The organism is Nitrospirota bacterium, from assembly GCA_040757335.1.
Classification (GTDB): Bacteria; Nitrospirota; Nitrospiria; order 2-01-FULL-66-17; family 2-01-FULL-66-17; genus JBFLXB01.
In genome coordinates, this window is record JBFLXB010000010.1 from 42,587 (window position 1) to 61,940 (window position 19,354).

The window sequence follows — 19,354 nt, forward strand, 5'->3', positions numbered from 1 at the left end:
GTGAAGATCCCATTTCCGACCACACCGCCGGCCGCCGCGCTGGTCGATATCACGATTCTCGGCCGACGGTACCGCGTCCGGTCCGACGTCTCGTTGGTGTGGGCGCTCTATGACGAAGGCTACATCGCCGCCAGCAATCGGTTCTGTTGGAACGGCACGTGTCTGTACTGCACGGTGACGCTGGTGCTGCCGAACAGCACCCTCGCCGTGAAGGCCAAAGCCTGCGAGGTGTATCCCACGCAGGGACTGGCCGTGATTAAACTCGGCGGGGAGTTCTGTCTGCCGGCGCGCCTCGCGTCGTGAAAGTCGACCTTACTCCGTTCAAATCGCTGCTGAGCCCGCACCGAGGTGCGATGGTCGAGGCCTCGCTGCTCGTGATGGGGGTCGCCACGCTCAACCTGGCGCTCCTGTGGCTGTTCCGGTACTTCGTCGACCATGTGTTGGTCCGCCACGACACCACCGCCCTGTGGCGCATCATCTGGGCCGCGCTCGCCCTCTTCGCGCTGCACAGCGCGATGTCCGTCCGTCAATATGTGGTTATCGCCCGCGTCGGCCAGCGCATCGTCACCGCGTTGCGGCTGCGTGTGGTCGAGCATCTGACGACACTCTCGCTGGATTTTTTCGTCAAGCGGCGGACCGGAGAGCTCATGTCCCGCGTGACCAACGACGTCGGGACCGTCCAGCAGGTGGCCACGACCCTTCCCGTGGACCTGGCCAAACAGGCGGTCACCTTCGCGGGCGCGATGGCTTTGTTGCTGTATATGAACTGGCGCCTCTGTCTGGCCGTGTTGGCGGTGGTGCCGTTGGTCGTATTGGTGGCGCGAATCTTCGGACGTCGGCTGAAGACGCTCTCGACCGAGAGCCAGGACCGCACCGCTGAATCCGCCACCATCTTGGAGGAAATGATTTCCGGTATCAAACTGGTGAAGTCGTTCGTGATGGAGCGCTGTGAGCGTGAGCGGTTGGCGGCGCAACTGGCTCGGGCGGACGCCGTGGCGTTGCGGCGTGCGACGCTGCTCGGGGTGTTCGTGCCCGTGATCACGTCGCTCACCCTAATCGGGGCGTTGGGCGTGTTGTGGTACGGCGGGGTGCAGGTGATCCGGGGGGCCATGACCCCCGGGGACCTCGTGGCGTTCCTGTTGTTCGGCGGAATTCTGATGGGACCGTTTTCGGCCGTCGCGCGGCTGTTCACCCAGATCAAAGAGGCGCAGGGCGCCATGCAGCGCGTGAACGAAATCCTGAACGAACGGCCGACGGTGCAAGACGCGGCGCGGCCGGCCCCATTGGGAGTGGTGACGGGACGGGTCGAGGTCCGCGACGTGGTGTTTGCCTATGACAACGGCCGCCCGGTTCTCCAGGGCGTCAGTCTGACCGCTGAGCCGGACCAAATCGTGGCGTTGGTCGGGCCGAGCGGCGGCGGCAAAACCACGCTGGTGCATCTTATCCATCGGTTCTACGACCCCTCGTCGGGCGCAATTTTCGTCGACGGTCGCGACATCCGTTCGATCCGCCTCGCGGACCTCTATGCGCTGATCGCGTTCGTCCCGCAGGAGACCATACTCTTCGGGGGCACGGTGGAGGAGAACATCCGGTTCGGGCGGCCCGCCGCGACGCGCGAAGAGCTCGCCGCGGCGGCGGGAGCCGCCCACGCTCACGCCTTCATCCAAGCGTTGCCGAACGGCTACGAGACCGTGGTGGGTGAAAAAGGCGTCCGCCTGTCCGGCGGACAACGGCAGCGCATTGCCATCGCGCGGGCGATCCTCAAAGATCCGCGCATTCTGTTGCTGGACGAGGCGACCTCGGCGCTCGACAACGAGTCCGAAGTGCTCGTGCAGGACGCACTCGATCGACTCATGAAAGGTCGGACCACCATCGTGGTCGCCCACCGACTGTCCACGATCCAGCGCGCGGATCAGATCCTCGTGTTGGATCAAGGGCGGATCGTGGAGCGGGGGACTCACGTCGAATTGCTGGCCACCCGCGGCCTCTACCACCGCCTGTCTCTGGCGCCTTCGGCTGGGACGGGTCTGTGAGTCGGGCGGGTGCGTCGGCTGACAGGGCCGGAGGAGGGTAGGAAACGTGCTCGAAGCGTTCGAACCCGTTAAACAAGCCGTTGCGGAGAACCGCCTGCGGCTGGCGATCCAGAAACCCAAGGCACGCAAATTGTTGATCCTGCCGACGCCCGACCAGCGGCGGTGGGCACCGGCCGGTTTGGTGTGGTTTGCCCGCGCGCTGGGGGTACTGTTCATCGGTTCGTCGCTGGCTGCTGCCTACGCGTGGTTGACGTGGGAACTGATGCATATGATCTTCGCCTGTACGATCAGCCTGGTGTCCTTGCGATACCTCGATCGCATTGCGGCCCACTTTACTCAGGACAAAGCCTTGTCCGACGAAGCGTTCTTCCACGCGGGCCGTGAATCCGGGTTGATCGAGCTTGAGCCCGTCACCGGCAGCGCGGAATCCCGCTGATCGTTCCGATACGAGTCGCGCACCGCACCAAAGAGACGCGTCTGTGGACAGCCGACTGAGCGTCCTGGACCATCCGTCCGATCGCCCGCGCGAACCGGGGCGACGTGTTGCATTGGCGGTGGGTCTGGTCCTGCTCGTCTTCGCCGCCCACGGCGGTTCGCTCGCCGGTGGATTTCGGTACGACGATCATCACGTCATCGTGGAGAACCCGGCGATTCGTTCGTGGACCGCCAGCACGCCGTCAGAGGGCGCCGGCTTCCGACCCGTCACCATGATGTCGTTTGCGATCAACCACGCGGTGTTCGGCGACGGACCGGTCTCGTACCTCGCCGTCAACCTCGGACTGTACGCGTGTTTGACGCTGATGGTGTTCGCCGTGGGAAGCCTGTTGCTGGGCAGCGTGGCTTGGGGGGCGGTTGCCGGAGCGATCTTTGCGGTCCATCCGGTCAACACGGAGTCGGTCAATTATATCTCCGCGCGGTTCTCGCTGTTGGCGGGCTTGTGGACCGTGATCTCTGTGTGGGGGTTCGTGAAGGCCGTAGACTCCGGGCGGGGGAGATGGCTCGCCGTGGCGCTCGGGGCATTCGTGCTCGCACTGCTGAGCAAGGAGTCGGCGTTGGCCGTCGTGATCCCGTTGGCGGCCTATGCGTTCGTCCTGCCAAGCGGATTGCTCGCTGACGCGCGTCGCGGACAGGTTCACCGTCGGCTGCTGGCGGTCGTCCCATTTGGAATCGTGGCGATCATCTACCTGGCGGCTCGGTCTTCCGTGGTTGGACAGGTGCCCGTGGAGCCGCACACGGCGGTCCATCCGGTCTGGACCTTTGTCGAAATCGTGTGGCGCTCGCTGAGCCTCTGGGTCTGGCCGTGGCCGCTCGGCACGGTGCACGAGCTGACGTTCGTCCAGCGCGCCGACATCGCCCTCGGCGCGCTGCTGGTCGCGGCTTCGGTGGCGTGGCTTGCGCTCGGCCTCGCGTGGTGGCGGCGCGCACCTCTGGCCGTGTGGCTGTCGATCTGGATCGTGTCGTCGTTCCTCATGCTGGCGCCGCTCCCGTGGATCACCACCAAGGCGTTGCTGATGGAGAACCGCATCCTCATGGCATCGGCCGGTCTGGCATGGCTCACGGCCCGCGGCGTTCAGCTCGCGTGGCGACGATGGGCGGATCGGTTGGGGGCTCGCTCCGCCGGGAGGACGACGGTCCTCGTCGCTGGGACCGCCCTGCTGGTCGTCGCGGTGCTGGTCGATCGGTCGCGGTCCGCGGTGTGGAGCGATGAGCGCCGGCTGTGGGCCGAGGTGGTGGAGCGAGCTCCGGACAACGCGTCGGCGTACGTGGAACTCGGTCGAGCCTATCGCGACCACGGGGAGCTGGACAAGGCGGAGGCGGTGTTGCGTCGCGCGGTGACGCAGCTTCCCGACTATCCGTTGGGATACTGGAATCTCAGCGCGGTCTACGCATCACAGGGGCGATACGACGAGGCCCGGCTGATGGTGATCCAGGGGATTGCCCGCGAGCCCGGGTTTTGGAAGGGTCACCACCTCTTGGGTGAAATCGAACTCAAGACGGGACGACTTCAGGATGCCGCCACCGCGTTTACGCGAGCGGTGGCACTCAATGCGTGCGACGTGGAGGCGCTGACCCGCCTGGCCGCGATCGCGTACCAGCAAGGCGACGCGACGGAAGCGAGGAGGCGATATCAGGACGCGGTGGCCTGCGATCCCGGCAACCGAGAGGCGCTGAACAGCCTCGCGGGGCTGGCGATCGCCCGCCGAGACTGGGAGGAAGCGCTCGCGTATGCGGACGCGGCGCTCCGCGCAGCCCCAGAGTTTCTCGAAGCGGAGTATCACCGTGCCGTGGCGTTGACCGGTCTCGGTCGCGGGGAGGCGGCGCGCGAAGCGCTTGAGCGCGTGTTGGCCCGTATGCCTGAAGAACCGCGGTACGCGGCGTATCGCCAGGCGGTCGCGGATCTGCTCAACGCGAGCAGGCCCTGATCACGAGCCGCGCGTCGGATCAGGCGGGCTTTCGCATGGCGTCGATCAGAATTTGCGCGACCTCGGCCCGGGAAAACTCCGGGGGCGGCATGACGCCGGTGCTCAACATCTCTCGGACCTTGGTACCGGACAGGGCGACGTGATTGGCCGCGTCGTGGGGACACGTTTTCGCGGACGCCATGCTGCCGCACGTCTTGCAGTAGAACGTGTTGTCGAAAAATAACGGGGTGATGCCCAACTCACCGTCCTTGAACTCGGCAAAGATATGGTGCGCGTCGAACGAGCCGTAGAAGTTGCCGACGCCGGCGTGATCGCGCCCGACGATAAAGTGCGTACACCCCCAATTTTTCCGCACGATGGCGTGAAAGATGGCTTCCCGCGGTCCCGCGTATCGCATCGCGGCCGGGAGCAGGCCGAGCAGGGTCCGGTTCTTGGGGTAATAGTTAGCCAGTAAGGCCTGGTAACAGCGCATTCGTACGTCTGCCGGAATGTCGTCCGACTTGGTTTCGCCGACCAAGGGATGGATAAAGAGCCCGTCCACGATTTCGAGCGCGCACTTCTGGATGTACTCGTGCGCGCGGTGAATAGGGTTGCGGGTCTGAAAGCCCACCACGGTCTTCCAGCCTCGTTCGGCGAAGGCCTTTCTGGCGTGGGCGGGGTCGAGACGATACTCGTGAAAATCCGGGTGAACCTGCCGCCGCAACACATCGACCTTCCCGCCCAGCAGCACCTCGCCGCGTCGGAACAAGTAGTCCACCCCGGGGTGTTTGCGGTCCTCGGTGCGGTAAATCGCGCGCGCCGCGTGGGCCTTGTCGCGCTGATACCGCTCTTCGAGGTGCAGAATCGCGGCCACCGCTCCCGACTCGTCCACCAGCGAGAGGTCGCGGCCGTCTCGGAGCGAACTCGCCTGGTCCTGATCAACCGCCAGGATGATGGGGAGACTCCACGGCAAGCCGTTGGCCAGATGCATGCTGTCGCGCACGCTCTCATAGTCCTTCCGCCCCATAAAGCCCTCGATCGGGCTGTACGCCCCGACCGCGATGAGATCGAGGTCCGATCGCTCGCGCGCGTTGAGCGTCACCTTGGGCAACTCGCCGGCGCGACGTTCGAGCTCGGCTCGCTGGTCGGGGGGGACCATTCGGTTGATGAGGACCCCACCGTGGGGGATGGACAGCGTGGACATGTTCGGCAGCTCCTTTACTTCCAATTGACGAGCGAAATGGATGATGGCCAAAAGAGAGGGGCGTTCCAGGGAACGCCCCTTCACGCGGACATCGTTGAATGCTATGACGCTTTATTTTCGATCACGAGCTTGTAGTGGTCCCCTTCCTGCTCCATCGAGATGACGCGATACCCGTCGGATCTCACGCTGCGCGGGACGTTTTCAGCGGGTTCCCCCGCGTCCAGCAGGACCTCGAGGATCTGAAGGGGGTCCATCTCCTCGAGCTGCAGTTTGGTCTTCACATAATTCATGGGGCACGCCACGCCCAACAGGTTCATCTTAATGACCGGGGCCGCAACCGGTTGAGGCGTCGGCGCGGCCGACACGGCGGGCCCTGCATTCAGTTGCGGTGTCCCCTGCGCCACTTTGAGCGAGGCGTCGATCTTCGCGAACGCCTGCCGACAGGCGTCGGCGAGCGCCTTGGCGTCGCGGACAAACGCTTTCGCGTCATCGAGTGTGAGGTGCGACTTGATCGTCTGGCTCCGCCGCATGGCCGCGTCGTACGCCTCGCGCGGCACCACGCCCTTGTCCACCATCCGTTCCGCGAACTCTTTGAGCACGAGTTCGTTGCTGGTCGGCTCGATGGCCTGGGTGACCAACAGGCCCTTGGCCGCGGCCACGATGCCCAGTTCAGCCCGCATCACGGCGTCCACCGGCTTGTGTTTCTCGATCAGGACGCCGGCGTGGGCGAGTTCGTACTTGGCGTCTTCCAGGTGTTGTTCCACCATGTTGATGACGCCGCCCGCGCACTCGCCCGCCCCGGCCTCGTCCAAGGAGAAGGGTTCGTACGCGCCGTAGTCCAGGTACTGGGCGGGCGCCTGGTCGTGGGCGGGAAGCGTGGTGTAGGGCTCCAGCGCTTTGACGATCGGAGCTTTGCCCACGCGGTCGGTAAACGCGGTGAACGATTCGCCTTGTTGGCGGTGTTCGCGGTAGTAGGCCAGCAAGGCGTCCACCACTTCCGGGATCCGCTTCGCCGGATACTTACCGGCCAGTTGACCGAACGCCACGCCCTGATCGGTCGACCGGCCGCCTAGGTGCAATTGATACGCCGGGATCAAGTGGCCTTCGATGCGATGCCCCAGGCCGTGAAAACCGATGGACGCGATGTGGTGCTGGGCGCAGGAGTTGGGGCAGCCGCTGATCTTGATGTCGACCCCCTTCAGGTCCTCGGCGAACGCGGACCCGCTGTGGGCCAGATGGTCGGTGAGCGCGCTGCCGACTCCCTTCGAGGAGGTGATGCCCAATCCGCACGTATCGGCACCGGGGCACGTGATCACGTCACCCACGCGGTCCGCGCCCGGATTGCCGAGCCCCAATGCGGTGAGCGCGTCGTACAGGGCCGACAAGTCCGCGTCGGCGACCCATCGGAGCAGGAAGTTCTGCTGCACGGTGATGCGGATCGACCCGTGGGCGAATCGCTCCGTGACATCGGCCAGGCCCCGAAGCTGCGCGGTGGTGAGGTCTCCGATCGGAAGGGTGACGAGCGCAGTGGAATAGCCGGGCTGTTTCTGGGCCTTGACGTTGGTGGCGAGCCAGGCGTCGAACCTCGGCGTGCGGCTACCGTTCGTGTGTGTTCGCTTGGCGCCGTTGGTCGGAATCGGTTCCGGTGTCAGATCGAACGGTGCGAGCGTGGATGCTTCGCGACCCTCGCGAATGAACGCGTACTCCTCGGTGTACAGGGCGTAGAATTTCTCAAAGCCGATCTTCTCGATCAGGAACTTGATGCGCGCGAGGCTTCGGTTCTTGCGGTTTCCGTGTCGGTTGAACACGCGCAACACCGCCTCGCAGCGCGGGCGCAGCTCGTCGGCCGGGACCCATTCCTCAAGCAGGTAGGGCTTTTTGGGGCTCGGTCCCAGACCCCCGCCCACGGTGAGGCGGAACCCGGTCTCGGTGCGGCCGTTGACCACCCGGTTCACGGCCAGCACCCCGAAGTCGTGAATCCCGGTCAGGGCGCAATCGCTGGCGCACCCGGAAAACGCGATCTTGAACTTTCGGGGCAAGTTTTCGCACACCGGGTTGCGCAAGAAGTGATACGCCACGCCCTTGGCGTACGGTGTGACGTCGACCACTTCGCCCTGGCAGACCCCGGCGTAGGGGCAGGCGGTGACGTTGCGAACCGTGTTGCCGCACGCTTCGCGGGTGGTGAGCCCCACCTCGGCCAACTGCCGCATGATGGCGGCCGTATACTCCAGCTTGACGAAATGGAGCTGGATGTCCTGCCGAGTGGTCAGATGTGCGATCCCGCGGGAGTAGCGATCGCCGATGTCGGCTACGCGACGAAGCTGGTCCGCGTTCATCCCCCCGAACGGGATCTTGATCCGGACCATCTGCACGCCGTCTTGCCGTTGGCCGTAGATGCCGTGTTGGAGCCGAAAGCGCCGGAAGACCTCGGGGTGGATCTCGCCGCGCAGGAATCGCTGCGCCTCGCGCTCGTAGTTGGCGATTTCTTCCTCGATCTCCTGGGGGATGGTTTGAGTGGCGACGGCCGTCGGTGTCATGACGTGCTCCTTACCGTGAACGCGTTAGCGCGCGACCTTCGTGCTCGCATGCGTGTGCAATCCGCATTCTTTGTGCTCAGGGGACTCCCACCACCAGCGTCCAGCCCGGATGTCCTCGCCCGGTTTGATTGCTCGGGTACAGGGCGCGCATCCGATGCTGGGGAATCCCTCGTCGTGCAGCTTGTTGTACGGCACCTTGTGGGCCTTGATATAATCCCAGACCTGCGATTCTGACCAGTGGATCAACGGGTTGATTTTGGCGATCCCGCGGTGCGCGGCGTCGTGTTCGACCATCGGCGTGTCGGATCGGGTCACGGCCTGGGCGCTTCGCAGCCCGGTGATCCACGCCTGCAAACCGGACAACGCGCGATTTAACGGCTCGACCTTCCGCACCCCGCAGCACTCCTTGCGGTTCTCGATGCTCTGATAGAACAAATTGACCCCTTTGCTGCGAACCATCTTCTCGACCGCGTCCGCTTGAGGAAAATAGGCCTCGATCGAAATGCCGTAGCGGTCGCGAACCGCGTCCATGACCTCGTATGTTTCCGAATGCAGGCGGCCCGTATCCAGGCAGAAGACCCGGGGAGAAGGATGCAGCTTGCGCAGCATGTCCACCAAGACGACGTCTTCGGCCCCGAAGCTGCAGGCCAGCGCCACCTGTCCCTGAAACGTGTCGAGCGCCCACTTGAGCACGGCCTCGGGCGGTTGGGTGGTGAACCGCTGATTGATCGTTTGAAGTTGTTCCTGGCTGTGGCTGGCAGTGGTCGTCATGATCGAGTCAGCTCCTCTTCATAAGTGCTTAAGAAAGGTAAGATTCCCGCTCGAAGCTCGGACTGTTCAGAGCCCAGACGGTCCAACCCCTCTGAATTACTCAGGATTTAGATACTATAGGGAGGGACAATGGAGCATGTCAAGGTATTTCCTGGGAAGCGGGCTTTCCGGGCGCCTTGTCAGAATTCGGTCCGATTTGTTATCGTTACGGTCAGAGTGTCCCGCCCAGATTCTGCGTGAGATAGAGTTGCCCTGGTATTCGATATTCGCCATCCTGGCCCTGGTCTTGGCCAACGGGTTTTTCGCAGCCGCGGAGATCGCCATCCTCACGGTCCGGAAGGGCCGGATCTTGCAACTGGTCGAGGCCGGAAAACATCGGGCCAAAGATGTACAACGGCTTCAGGCCGATCCCGAGCGCTTTCTAGCCACCATTCAAATCGGCATCACGGTGATCAGCGCCCTGACCGGTGCGGTGGGCGGCGTCACCGCGATCGAGAACCTGAAACCCTATCTCGAAGGCATCCCGAATCCCGTGCTCCGAAGCGCCAGCGAGGGCATCGCGCTCACCATCGTGGTCGTCTCCATCTCCTATCTCTCGCTCGTCTTCGGGGAACTAGTCCCGAAGTCCCTGGCCCTGCGGTATCCCGAGCACATCGCCCTCTGGGTCGCCTGGCCGATCGACGCGCTGGCGCGACTGTCCTCGGCGGCGGTCAAAATTCTCACGTGGTCGAGCCGGCTCATCTTGAGACCGTTGGGCGCTCCGTCGCGACCGGCGTTTATGCCCGAGGAGGAGATCAAGAGCCTCTTATTACAGGGCCGTGAATCCGGCGTAATCGATTCGACCGAACAGGAGTTGATCCACTCGGTCTTCGAGTTCGCGGACATTTCGGTCAAGGAAGTCATGATCCCTGCCCCGCGGATCCACGCGATCAAGCTGGATACACCGCTCGACGCGGTCTTGGCCGACATTGTCGAGAACAAGTTCTCCCGGTATCCGGTCTACCGCGAGGAACTCAACGACATCTGCGGCGTCGTGTACACCAAAGACATTCTGGATGCCATGGTGCGGCGCTTGCCCATCGACATCAAGGCCCTCATGCACCCGGCCTACTTTGTGCCCGAGAGCATGAAGGTGAGCCACCTCCTCAAGGAGATGCAGCGACGCCACGCTCAGATGGCCATCGTGGTCAATGAATACGGCGCGGTCGAGGGCGTGGTGACCATGGAGGATTTGATCGAGGAGATCGTGGGCGAGATCAGGGACGAATACGATCTCGAGGAACGGGCGGTGGAGCGCATGAAGGACGGCTCCTTGGTGGTGGACGCGTCGCTGTCGGTCCGCGATCTCAAGGAAGAGTACGGCCTCCCCATTCCCGAATCCCCGCTCTACGAGACTTTGGGCGGGTTCGTGATGGCCCAGTTGCAGAACATCCCGCGAAGCGGAGCCATCACACACTACAATCAGCTCAAATTTACGATCGTGGACATGGAAGGCCGGCGAATCATGAAGGTGAAAATAGAAAAGGTTCCAGGTTACGACAAGACGGCAGTGTCGTAGTTTTCTCTCGTTTATCTCGTTCCAATCGTTTCCCTTACAAACTCCTGATATCTCCGTCGTAGCGCCAGCGTAACAGGACCGGGCTGTCCGGACCCTATGAGACGTCCGTCCACCCGCGTAACCGGCAGCACTTCCATTCCGGTACTCGTCAGAAACACCTCGTCGCCCTCCCGCAGCGACTCCGGCGAGATGGAGCTTTCCTCGGTGACGAAGCCGTCGCGGCGGGCCAGATCCAGCACCACCTCGCGGGTGATGCCTTGAAGGATGCCGTCGGAAAGGGGAGGCGTCCGAAGGCGTCCGTCCTCCACGCAGAAGATATTGCTGACTGTTCCCTCGGCGACGAATCCTGATCCGGTACAGAGCACGGCCTCATCTGCGCCCTGTTCGGTGGCTTCGCGTTTGGCCTGGACGTGGGCCATGAGGCTGAGCGATTTGACGTGCGGCGCCAAGGCTGCAGGCCGCAGGCGGCTCTCGTTCAGGACTACGATCGAGGCGCCGGACGTGTACAACCGCTCTGGGTAACCGGAGAACGGCTGTTCCACGGCCACCAGGGCCGGATCAACGGCCTCACTCGGCTCCCATCCCGGAGACACGCCGCGGGTCAGCGTGGTACGGACCAGGGCGTGCAGGGGCTCGTTGCGGTCGATCAACTCGCGGATGAGCCGAGCCAACGTCGGCGGATCGGGGAGGGGGGTGATGCCCAGCGCGCGGGCTCCGTTGAGCAGGCGCGCGACGTGGCGTTCGAGCAGGAACGGTCGTCCCTCGTACACGCGGAGCGTATCGAACACCCCGTCGCCGTAGCGAAACCCGCGGTCGTGCACCGAGACGACCGCCTCGCTGTCGCGCACAAAGGTTCCGCCCACCAGGGCCCACATGCTCAGCGGACTGCGTCGATCAACGCTTGCGCTTTGTACAGAGTCTCGGCGTGCTCTTTTTCTGGGTCCGAGTCCGCGACGATCCCCGCGCCCGCGTAAAAAGCCAATTCGCCGCGGGAGAGCGTCAACGTTCGGATCACGATGTTCCAGTCCATGTGCCCGGACCAGGACACGTAGCCGATTGAGCCGGTGTACAAGCCTCGCGAGACCGGTTCCAGCTCCTCGATGATTTCCATGCAGCGGATCTTGGGCACGCCGGTGATGGTGCCGCCGGGAAACATGGCGTCCAGTACGTCGAAATTCGTCGCGTTGTTGCGTAGCGTGCCGCGGATGTTGGACACGATGTGGATCACGTGGGAGTAGTGCTCCGTGACCATGAGCTCATCCACCTTGACCGATCCGTAGGCGCAGACGCGGCCCAGGTCATTGCGTTCCAAATCGACCAGCATCAGGTGTTCGGCCCGCTCCTTGGCGTTCAGCAGCAGATCGGTTGTCAGCCGCGCGTCGTCAGCCGAGTTCGCGCCGCGGGGCCGCGTGCCCGCGATGGGCCGAGTCTCCACTTCGCGCCCCGCGCGGCGCACCAGTCGCTCCGGAGATGAGCAGATCACGTGCGTGTCGCCGAGGTCCAGAAACGCGGCGAAGGGCGAGGGATTGATCGTGTGGAGGCGTCGATACACGTCCAGGCCGTCGCGTCCCGCATACGGAGCGGTGAACCGCTGCGCCAGATTGGCTTGAAAAATATCGCCGGCGGCAATGTAGGCCTTGGCCCGCTCCACCATGGCGCAGTAATCCTCGCGGGACATGCCGGTTGCAACGATTGGGCGCGTCTCCCGGAGATTGGACGGCGACGCCACCGGATGCGTCACTGTAGCCAGGAACGCCTCCAACCGTTCTCGCCCCTCCTTCAAGAGGCCGGCGCGCGACTCACCGGCAAACCGCTCCGGAGCTGGGCAGAACGACGCAGTCAAGGTGCGTTCCGCGAGATCGAATGCGCCAACGAGGTCCACGAAGAGCCAGTACAGATCGGGAAACAGCGCCGCGCGAGCGGGATGACCGGGCCGGAGATGGCGGCGGGACAAGCCGTACCCCAAACAGCCGACCACGCCGCCGACAAACGGCGGCGCGCCGGGAGGCATGCTAACCCCAGAGCCGTCCATCAGGGCAAACGCGTCGCGGAGCGGATCAGCAGTCGGCGTCCAACTTTGCCACTGATCGTGCGGCGTCCATTGCCTCAGGAGTCTGTTGCGGGCTTCCAAGATCTGGTACGGGGACCCGCCGATAAACGAGTAGCGCGCTTGGGCACCACGGCCGGCCGGGGCGCCGCTTTCGAGTAGAAACGAGGGCTGATCACGTAAGATCGCGTGATACGCGTCGAGGGGCGTGAGATGGTGAAACGGGATTCTGGCCAGCAGCGGAACCGGGCCGGGGGCATTCAGAAATTGCGAGGCGTTGATGAGCACGCGCCATCTTCCCGCGGCGTCCCGGACAGTGTCAAGCGCGTTGGGTTTGCGTGAACCCTGCGTCAGCGTTGACACGCCTTTGCCCGCGGATATACTTGCCCCGGTTGCGCGAGGCTGGGCAAGGGTTTCCGGCCCGCGCAGGTCTTTCTAGCACACTATGGCGAGCGACACCGTGCAGTCTGCCCCGTCGGGTTCCTCGCCGACGTCGGATCCCGACGATCCCCAGTTGGTCGAGTCGGCCCGCGAGGTCATGCGGGCGCTGACCAAGGCCGTCAAAGCCTCCAAGATGTACCTCCCTGAGCATGACATTTGTCGCCGCTTTCGCGACGAGTTCGCGACGCGACTGGCGCGACACCTGGATGAACACGGGAACCTCCCGCTGACGATCCGAGGGTATGAGTTCTTGGTCGGGACCACCCCGGTCTATGAGGAACCCACCCGATTCGAAAACCTGGCGTTTCGGTGTTCTTCGGACGGGCTGAGAGAGCTCGTCTTACACCAAGGACTGACCAGGGGAGAACTCGATGCCGTGCTGGGGGTGTTGACTGCTGAGTCGCGGCCGTTGGACAGCGATATGGTGACCAGGTTGTGGGAGTTAGCGCTGCCGCACGTGACCTACCAGGTCGCGGAAGTCCAGGACGGTCCGGAGACCAGTAACCCAGGGCTCTCGTCCTTGCCGGCGCCAACCGCTGCGCTGGCCGGCGCGGATCGGCCGACCTCCGGCACGGAATCCGCTCCTTCGGTTCCGGAACCAGAGTTGATTCCCGAAACGCCGATTGATTCGGGCAGCGTCGTGTTCACGCTGACGGATGAAGAGATCGCCTCGCTGCAGCAACAGGTGACTGACGACACCGCGCAGGACTACGTGGAACAGTTGATCGATATCCTGGTGTCGATCCTTGCGCTGGACGATGACGAGCAGTCGTTTCTGGAAGTGTTGCAAGTGCTGGACGATATCGTGGCCACGTGCGTGCGACAGGGCCGGTTCATTCGCGCCAGAGACATCGTCGCGAGGCTGCTCGCGCTGCGTGACGACGAAGCCAGGGTGTCGGAGCGTAGCCGAGAACTCATTCGGGTCGTGTGGACCCAACTCGGGCGCTGGGAGCGCGTGGCGGTGCTCGAAGAGGCGCTCAATCAACCAGGCACGTGGGACCGCGACGCATTGGCCGCCTACATGGGCGTCCTCCCGCCGGCGGCGGTCGAGGCGTTGATCACGTTGCTCGAACGCGCGCAGACGGCCACGGGGCGACGGATGGTGTGCGACGCGCTCGAAGCGTTCGGGGCGGAAGGCGTGGAGGCGATTCTTCTGGGACTTCCCTCCGCGCCGTGGTACGTGGCGCGGAACCTGATCCACGTGCTCGGGTCGGTCAAGGACCTTCGCGCGATGCCGGCGTTGGAAACTGCGATGCGTCATGCCGAGGTACGGATCCGCAGGGAGGCGCTCAAGGCCATCGACGCGCTGGGCGTGGAACATGTGAAACACGCGCTCCCCAAATGGTTGAACGATGCGGACGAAGGCGTGCGGCTGCACGCCCTCAAACTGGCGCGCCGGCACGCGTGGCCCGGGCTGTTCAACGCGCTGTCCGACGTGATCGCGGACCACGCGTTCGTCCATCGCAGCGAGGTGGAGCAGCGCGAGTGGTTCGACGCGCTGGCCGCGGTGGGGGCTGACGCCGCGCTACCACTCATCGCCCGATACTTGACGCCGGAACGCGCGTGGCCGTGGATCTTCGTGACGCGCCACGATCCCCGCGCTCGTCACGCGGTGGCGGCGGCTCGACGCATCGGCACGCCGGCTGCGACCGCTCTGCTGCGAGACGCTGCGGCGCGCCGTGGACCGGTGAGCGACGAGGCGCGTCGCGCCCTGCGCGAGTTGGAACGGGCCGCGTGATGAAGGCCGGGGCCGCTCAAAACGCCGCGCCCAAGTTGTTCGAAGCGCTCAAGGGCAGCCGCATTCGGGACGAGAACCTTCACCGTATCGGCAAACGTCTGGTCTACCAGATCCACATCCTGCTCAAGACCGCCCACATCCACCTGGCCGGGAACGTGGCGCTGAATCAGCCGGCGGAACGGTTGGTCAAGACCGTGGCTGAGATCGACGAATGGCGCGGCGAGCCGGTCTTGCGGCAGGACGGGGATCATCTCTATCTGGATGACTTCCGACTCAAGATGGATCTGGAAGGCTACATCGGATTTACCGAGCTCATGGCCGAGATGCGGAAACGAGGCGTGGGCAGCATTCGATTAGATCCCATGATCAGCGTCGAGGAAGTCATCGAGTTCGCGCGCCTGTGGGCCACTGGGTCGCCGGCGACCATGGACGAGCTGTCGGTCGTGCTGCGCGAGCGCGGGGTGTCGCATGTGGAACTCGCGCCGCCGGCCTCGTCGCGCGGGAAGCCCGCTCGCGAACGCGAGAGCCACAAGGCGGTGGCGAAGCGCACGTACTTTCGCACGATCTCGGCCGTGGGCGAAGTCATGGAAAGCGTCAAGCTCAAGCAGGCGGTGGGGGTCCGAAAATCCAAGCGGGTGGTGCAGGGCTTGGTGGACCTCATGCTCCAGGACGAAAACACCTTGTTGGGGCTGGCCACGTTGCGCAGCCACGACGAATACACCTACAGCCACTGCGTCAACGTCTGCATCCTGGCCCTGACCATGGGCCAACGCCTGGGCTACGACCGCGCGCACCTGTCCGAACTGGGTGTGGCCGCGCTGTTTCACGACGTGGGCAAGGCCGACATTCCCTTGGAGATCCTCAACAAGGGGAGCGCGTTCACGCCCGAGGAATGGCGCGTGATCCGGCGACACCCGATACTCGGCGTCAAGAGTCTCTTGCGCCTCAAAGGGCTCGACGACGTGTCCACCAAGATCGTGATCGCGGGGTTCGAGCACCATCTCAACTACGACCTGTCCGGTTACCCCAAGCTGGCGCAGCCGCGGAAACTGACGTTGTTCGGGCGCATCATCTCGCTGGTGGACTGCTACGACGCGATGACCGCCTCGCGGGTGTACAGCCGGGTCCCGCTCGCGCCCGACAAGGCGCTCCGCCTGATGGTGGCCAAAGCCGGGACCGTCTACGATCCGCTGCTGCTCAAGGTGTTCGCCAACTGCATGGGCGTGTACCCGGTGGGGACCATTGTCCGGTTCGACACCGGCGAGGTGGGGGTCGTGGTGGGGAGCCATCCGTCGCCGGACCGCCGCGCGCACCCGATGGTCAAGGTGATTCGCGGCGCCGCAGGAACGGACCTGGACGGAGAAATGATCGATCTCGCGGACCATGACGCTCGTCCGATCCGACGGATCGTGGACACGAGCGACGCCCAGTCGCTCGGTATCGACCTCGCTCGGTATTTTTGCTGACGCATCCACGCCTCACCTTGATTTCTCCCAGGCCGGGGTGGTATGGGTATGCCCGTTTTGCGACGTGTGTTCCGCGCCCGTGACGATTCGAAAATAAATGAATGAGGGAGAGGGGGTGACGTGACTGATGAAGAAGCTCGTGATGGTACCGTTGATCGCCGCGCTCATGATCTTGCCTTTAACGGGATGTGAATCGAAGAAACTCAAGGAAGAGAACGCCAGCCTCAAACAACAAGTAGACTCGTTGACCATGGAAAAGAACGGGTTGGCGGCCAAGGCCGATGAATTGAGCAAGGCGAATGCGGACCTTCAGGCCAAAGTCGGGGACCTGGAAAAGAAGGTGGCGGAGTTGTCCAAACCGAAGCCCGCGCCGGCGAAAAAGACTACAACCAAGAGGAAATAGTCGATCTTTCAGGTAAATCGGTTCCGGGGCGGACCCATTGGGTCCGCCCCGGTTTTTCCCTAATCCAGCCCAACCTAACTGCCCGAAATACGGCGCCTGAACGCCGTATTTCGGGCGGAACCGCCCATCGGTTTCGTGCCCTGACTTTCATAACCCTCGCTGTGTCGGCGGTTTTCGAGCTTGCCTGAACGTGGCACGCCCTGTGCTCTGCACCGCGGGCAAGGGGGAGGTGATCAGGGATGAAACAGTGGACAACGAGCCTCTGCGCAATGGCGGCTGTGCTCGCTCTTTCCGTCGCGGCCTACGCGGGGATGACGATGGTCAGCGGCGAGGTGACGAAGTACGAAGTAGGAAAAACGATCGCGGTCAAAGATACGCAGGGAATGGTGCACGCGCTCGAGATCACCAAAGACACCAAGGTGGAGGGTGACGTTAAGGTAGGCGCGAACGTCTCGGTGGAAGCCGAAGGCAAGACCGCGCAGATCGTGAAAGCCGCCAAGGTGGGCGGCGAGTTCGGCGGTTAGCGGCATTAGCGAGCCTCCAACGGTACGACAGGGGCGGCGGCCGATTCTCACGGGAGGGGGGATCGGGGGGCCGCGGTGAACACCCGGTTGTCAACCGCCCCTGTCGTACCTGACTTCCCTCCCGGAAGCGATTTCCCGCCGGTTGACAGCATCAGATTCCCCCCTATAGTTGTAGACGGCAGTGCGCCTCGATCCCGGAGTTGGGTTGGATCCTGAACAGACCATTCGGCCGGATTTCTCTCATCCATACTTGCCGAGCCCGGAGCCGCAGTACCCGCTGCTTCGCGTGTTAAGTGGACCATTGGAGGGTCGCGAGTTTGCATTGACCGCGGATCAGTACTCGGTCGGACGGGACCCGCAGTCCGACATCGTCATCGACCAGCGCGAGGTGTCCAGGCGGCACGCCGAGATCGTGCGAATGGCGAGCGAATACGTCTTGACCGACCTCAAGAGTGCAAACGGCATCTACGTGAACAATCTCAAGCTCGATCGGGCCGTGTTGAGCCACGGTGATGTCTTCCAGATCGGCGCCTGCGTGTTCCAGTTTATTTGGAACCGCGTCCGCGCGACGACGCGCTGACGTCGTGGGAAGTCGGTCCGTCGTGCGGTCGTCGAATCGCCGTCGCGGGACGCGCGGCCGCCGCGTCATTGCCTCTCCGAGCAAACTGCTCGCGCTGCTCGGTCACCTCCCCGGTATGGTCTACCGTCGCCGGGCCGATCAGGCCGGTACCATGGAGTTTGTCAGCGGCGGCTGTGCCGAACTGACCGGGTATCGGCCTTCCGACCTCATGTTGCCCGACGCCGAGGTGCGGCAGAGGTTGATCCATCCCGACGATCGGTCATCCGTGGAACGGGAGATCGAGGAAGCGCTGCGGGCCAAGCGGGTCTTCCACGTTGCGTATCGGTTACGCACCGCGTCCGGGCAAGTTCGGTGGGCGTCCGAGCACGGGCGCGGTCTTTTCAGCCGGCGTGGTGCGCTCACGGCGGTGGAGGGGTACATCAGCGACATCACCGAACAGAAGTTGGCCGAACAACTGTTGGCCGAGCAGGCGATTCGCGACGCATTGACCGGCTTGTACAACCGTCGATTTTTCGACGAGCGGATCGACATCGAACTGGCGCGCGCGAGCCGCAACCGGCACGGCGTCGCGTTTCTGATGTGCGATCTCGACTACTTTAAATCCGTGAATGACGCGCACGGCCACCAGGTCGGCGACGAAGTCCTGAGGACCGTGGCGGGCGCCGTCTTGTCGTCAACGCGTGGAAGCGACCTGATCGTTCGATGGGGCGGGGACGAAATGGTGGTGGTGCTCGCGGAGACCAACGAGGCCGGCGGCCGCATCGTGGCCCAACGTATCCAGCGGGCGGTTCGACGGTTGAGCGACGTGCGGGGCATCCGGTTCGACATCAGCATCGGGATCGCGGTCTTCCCCACCCACGGAGAATCCGTGGACCAATTGATCCGGCTTGCGGACCGCGCGCTCTACATTGCCAAAAAGACCGGTGACAGACTTCACATCGGCGACGAGCACTACCGGCTTGACGCACAGGCCGTCACCGCGGTTTTTCAGCCGATCGTCGATGTCTGGTCGAATCAGGTCCTGGGCTACGAGGCACTGAGCCGGGACCCCGAAGGGCGGCTCAGCGTCGCCGAGCTGTTCAAAAAATATCACGTGGTGGGACAACTGGACGACCTCAAGGCCATCTGTTTCAGGGAACAGCTACGAGCGGGCCGCGACGCGAGCCTGAGGAGAATCTTCCTCAATGTCGATCTGCGGGTGTTGGAGCGGTTGGAGCCGATCGCGAAGCCGGAAGGGATGGACGTGATCCTCGAGATCTCGGAGCGCACGGTGTTGCCCGATGTGGCGGGCTACCTGTCGGCGGCGATGAAGTGGCGGGCTCAGGGATATAAGTTTGCGATCGATGACTTCGGCGAGGGATTCGTATCGCTTCCGCTGGTGGCGCGTCTGAACCCTGAGTACATCAAGATCGACCGCTCGCTGGTGCTGCAGGCCGTGTCATCGGATACGTTCAAGGGATTCCTCAAACATCTGCTGCAGGCGCTGCGCATGTATGCGACCGAAGGGGTCATCGCCGAAGGCGTGGAAACCGAACAGGAGTTGGCCGCGATGAAGGGGATCGGGATCTTCGTGGTCCAGGGGTTCCTGACCGGCCGTCCGCAGGCCCTTCTGCCCGAACCGGCGGCGAACGCCGCCTGACTGACCGATTC

General features: G+C 63.7%; 16 protein-coding genes. 11 read left to right on the forward strand and 5 right to left on the reverse strand.

Translation table 11 applies throughout. The features are described 5' to 3' along the window. Genes AB1451_07390 through AB1451_07405 form a run of 4 tightly spaced genes read left to right on the forward strand, consistent with a single transcriptional unit; the run spans nucleotide 1 to nucleotide 4,456 of the window. A complete protein-coding gene (locus AB1451_07390; GenBank protein ID MEW6682734.1) occupies nucleotides 1–303 on the forward strand; it encodes a hypothetical protein in 303 nt (100 codons plus the stop codon). 50 nt (nucleotides 304–353) lie between these two features. Then, entirely contained in the window at nucleotides 354–2,033 is a 1,680-nt protein-coding gene (locus AB1451_07395; GenBank protein ID MEW6682735.1) for an ABC transporter ATP-binding protein, read from the forward strand. A gap of 46 nt (nucleotides 2,034–2,079) precedes the next feature. Then, nucleotides 2,080–2,469: a hypothetical protein gene (locus AB1451_07400; GenBank protein MEW6682736.1), complete on the forward strand. Its 390-nt coding sequence runs from the start codon at nucleotides 2,080–2,082 to the stop codon at nucleotides 2,467–2,469. A gap of 43 nt (nucleotides 2,470–2,512) precedes the next feature. Beyond that, on the forward strand, nucleotides 2,513–4,456 hold the full coding sequence (locus AB1451_07405; protein ID MEW6682737.1) for a tetratricopeptide repeat protein: 1,944 nt from the start codon (nucleotides 2,513–2,515) through the stop codon (nucleotides 4,454–4,456). 19 nt (nucleotides 4,457–4,475) lie between these two features. On the opposite strand, the gene sat is transcribed toward AB1451_07405, so the two are convergent. From sat to AB1451_07420, 3 genes are all read right to left on the reverse strand, one after another. Continuing rightward, complete coding sequence (gene sat / locus AB1451_07410; GenBank protein MEW6682738.1) at nucleotides 4,476–5,639, reverse strand: sulfate adenylyltransferase; 1,164 nt, start codon at nucleotides 5,637–5,639, stop codon at nucleotides 4,476–4,478. Between the two features lie 101 nt (nucleotides 5,640–5,740). Beyond that, nucleotides 5,741–8,176 (reverse strand): sulfurtransferase TusA family protein, encoded by a 2,436-nt coding sequence (locus tag AB1451_07415; GenBank protein ID MEW6682739.1) that lies wholly within the window; start codon nucleotides 8,174–8,176, stop codon nucleotides 5,741–5,743. A gap of 24 nt (nucleotides 8,177–8,200) precedes the next feature. Beyond that, on the reverse strand, nucleotides 8,201–8,947 hold the full coding sequence (locus tag AB1451_07420) for a phosphoadenylyl-sulfate reductase (protein MEW6682740.1): 747 nt from the start codon (nucleotides 8,945–8,947) through the stop codon (nucleotides 8,201–8,203). A 247-nt stretch (nucleotides 8,948–9,194) separates the two neighbouring features. Here AB1451_07420 and AB1451_07425 point away from each other — a divergent pair, with 247 nt between their 5' ends. Further along, entirely contained in the window at nucleotides 9,195–10,505 is a 1,311-nt protein-coding gene (locus AB1451_07425; protein MEW6682741.1) for a hemolysin family protein, read from the forward strand. A gap of 11 nt (nucleotides 10,506–10,516) precedes the next feature. Here the strand turns inward: AB1451_07425 and AB1451_07430 are convergent, their stop codons facing one another. Both AB1451_07430 and AB1451_07435 read right to left on the reverse strand, forming a co-directional pair. Then, the gene (locus AB1451_07430; GenBank protein ID MEW6682742.1) at nucleotides 10,517–11,380 is read right to left on the reverse strand and encodes an aminotransferase class IV; all 864 of its coding nucleotides are present in this window, start codon (nucleotides 11,378–11,380) and stop codon (nucleotides 10,517–10,519) included. Between the two features lie 2 nt (nucleotides 11,381–11,382). Continuing rightward, entirely contained in the window at nucleotides 11,383–12,840 is a 1,458-nt protein-coding gene (locus AB1451_07435; GenBank protein ID MEW6682743.1) for an anthranilate synthase component I family protein, read from the reverse strand. A 172-nt stretch (nucleotides 12,841–13,012) separates the two neighbouring features. Here AB1451_07435 and AB1451_07440 point away from each other — a divergent pair, with 172 nt between their 5' ends. The 6 genes from AB1451_07440 to AB1451_07465 all read left to right on the forward strand — a co-directional run bounded on the left by AB1451_07440 (nucleotide 13,013) and on the right by AB1451_07465 (nucleotide 19,343). Next, nucleotides 13,013–14,731, forward strand: a complete 1,719-nt coding sequence (locus AB1451_07440) for a HEAT repeat domain-containing protein (protein ID MEW6682744.1) — start codon at nucleotides 13,013–13,015, stop codon at nucleotides 14,729–14,731. Next, nucleotides 14,731–16,197: an HD domain-containing phosphohydrolase gene (locus tag AB1451_07445; GenBank protein MEW6682745.1), complete on the forward strand. Its 1,467-nt coding sequence runs from the start codon at nucleotides 14,731–14,733 to the stop codon at nucleotides 16,195–16,197. Before AB1451_07440 ends, AB1451_07445 begins: the two co-directional genes overlap by 1 nt. A gap of 142 nt (nucleotides 16,198–16,339) precedes the next feature. Next, nucleotides 16,340–16,600, forward strand: a complete 261-nt coding sequence (locus AB1451_07450) for a hypothetical protein (protein ID MEW6682746.1) — start codon at nucleotides 16,340–16,342, stop codon at nucleotides 16,598–16,600. 239 nt (nucleotides 16,601–16,839) lie between these two features. Beyond that, nucleotides 16,840–17,124, forward strand: a complete 285-nt coding sequence (locus AB1451_07455; protein ID MEW6682747.1) for a hypothetical protein — start codon at nucleotides 16,840–16,842, stop codon at nucleotides 17,122–17,124. A gap of 205 nt (nucleotides 17,125–17,329) precedes the next feature. After that, complete coding sequence (locus AB1451_07460) at nucleotides 17,330–17,704, forward strand: FHA domain-containing protein (GenBank protein MEW6682748.1); 375 nt, start codon at nucleotides 17,330–17,332, stop codon at nucleotides 17,702–17,704. A gap of 4 nt (nucleotides 17,705–17,708) precedes the next feature. Then, the gene (locus AB1451_07465; protein ID MEW6682749.1) at nucleotides 17,709–19,343 is read left to right on the forward strand and encodes a diguanylate cyclase; all 1,635 of its coding nucleotides are present in this window, start codon (nucleotides 17,709–17,711) and stop codon (nucleotides 19,341–19,343) included. Nucleotides 19,344–19,354: the final 11 nt, after the last annotated feature.

Bases quoted from the DNA above. Each gene is read 5' to 3' on its own strand.
- AB1451_07395 (MEW6682735.1), top strand. From the start codon at position 354: ATGGTCGAGGCCTCGCTGCTCGTGATGGGGGTCGCCACGCTCAACCTG.
- sat (MEW6682738.1), bottom strand. From the start codon at position 5,639: ATGTCCACGCTGTCCATCCCCCACGGTGGGGTCCTCATCAACCGAATG.
- AB1451_07415 (MEW6682739.1), bottom strand. From the start codon at position 8,176: ATGACACCGACGGCCGTCGCCACTCAAACCATCCCCCAGGAGATCGAG.
- AB1451_07420 (MEW6682740.1), bottom strand. From the start codon at position 8,947: ATGACGACCACTGCCAGCCACAGCCAGGAACAACTTCAAACGATCAAT.
- AB1451_07430 (MEW6682742.1), bottom strand. From the start codon at position 11,380: ATGTGGGCCCTGGTGGGCGGAACCTTTGTGCGCGACAGCGAGGCGGTC.
- AB1451_07445 (MEW6682745.1), top strand. From the start codon at position 14,731: ATGAAGGCCGGGGCCGCTCAAAACGCCGCGCCCAAGTTGTTCGAAGCG.
- AB1451_07450 (MEW6682746.1), top strand. From the start codon at position 16,340: ATGGTACCGTTGATCGCCGCGCTCATGATCTTGCCTTTAACGGGATGT.
- AB1451_07455 (MEW6682747.1), top strand. From the start codon at position 16,840: ATGAAACAGTGGACAACGAGCCTCTGCGCAATGGCGGCTGTGCTCGCT.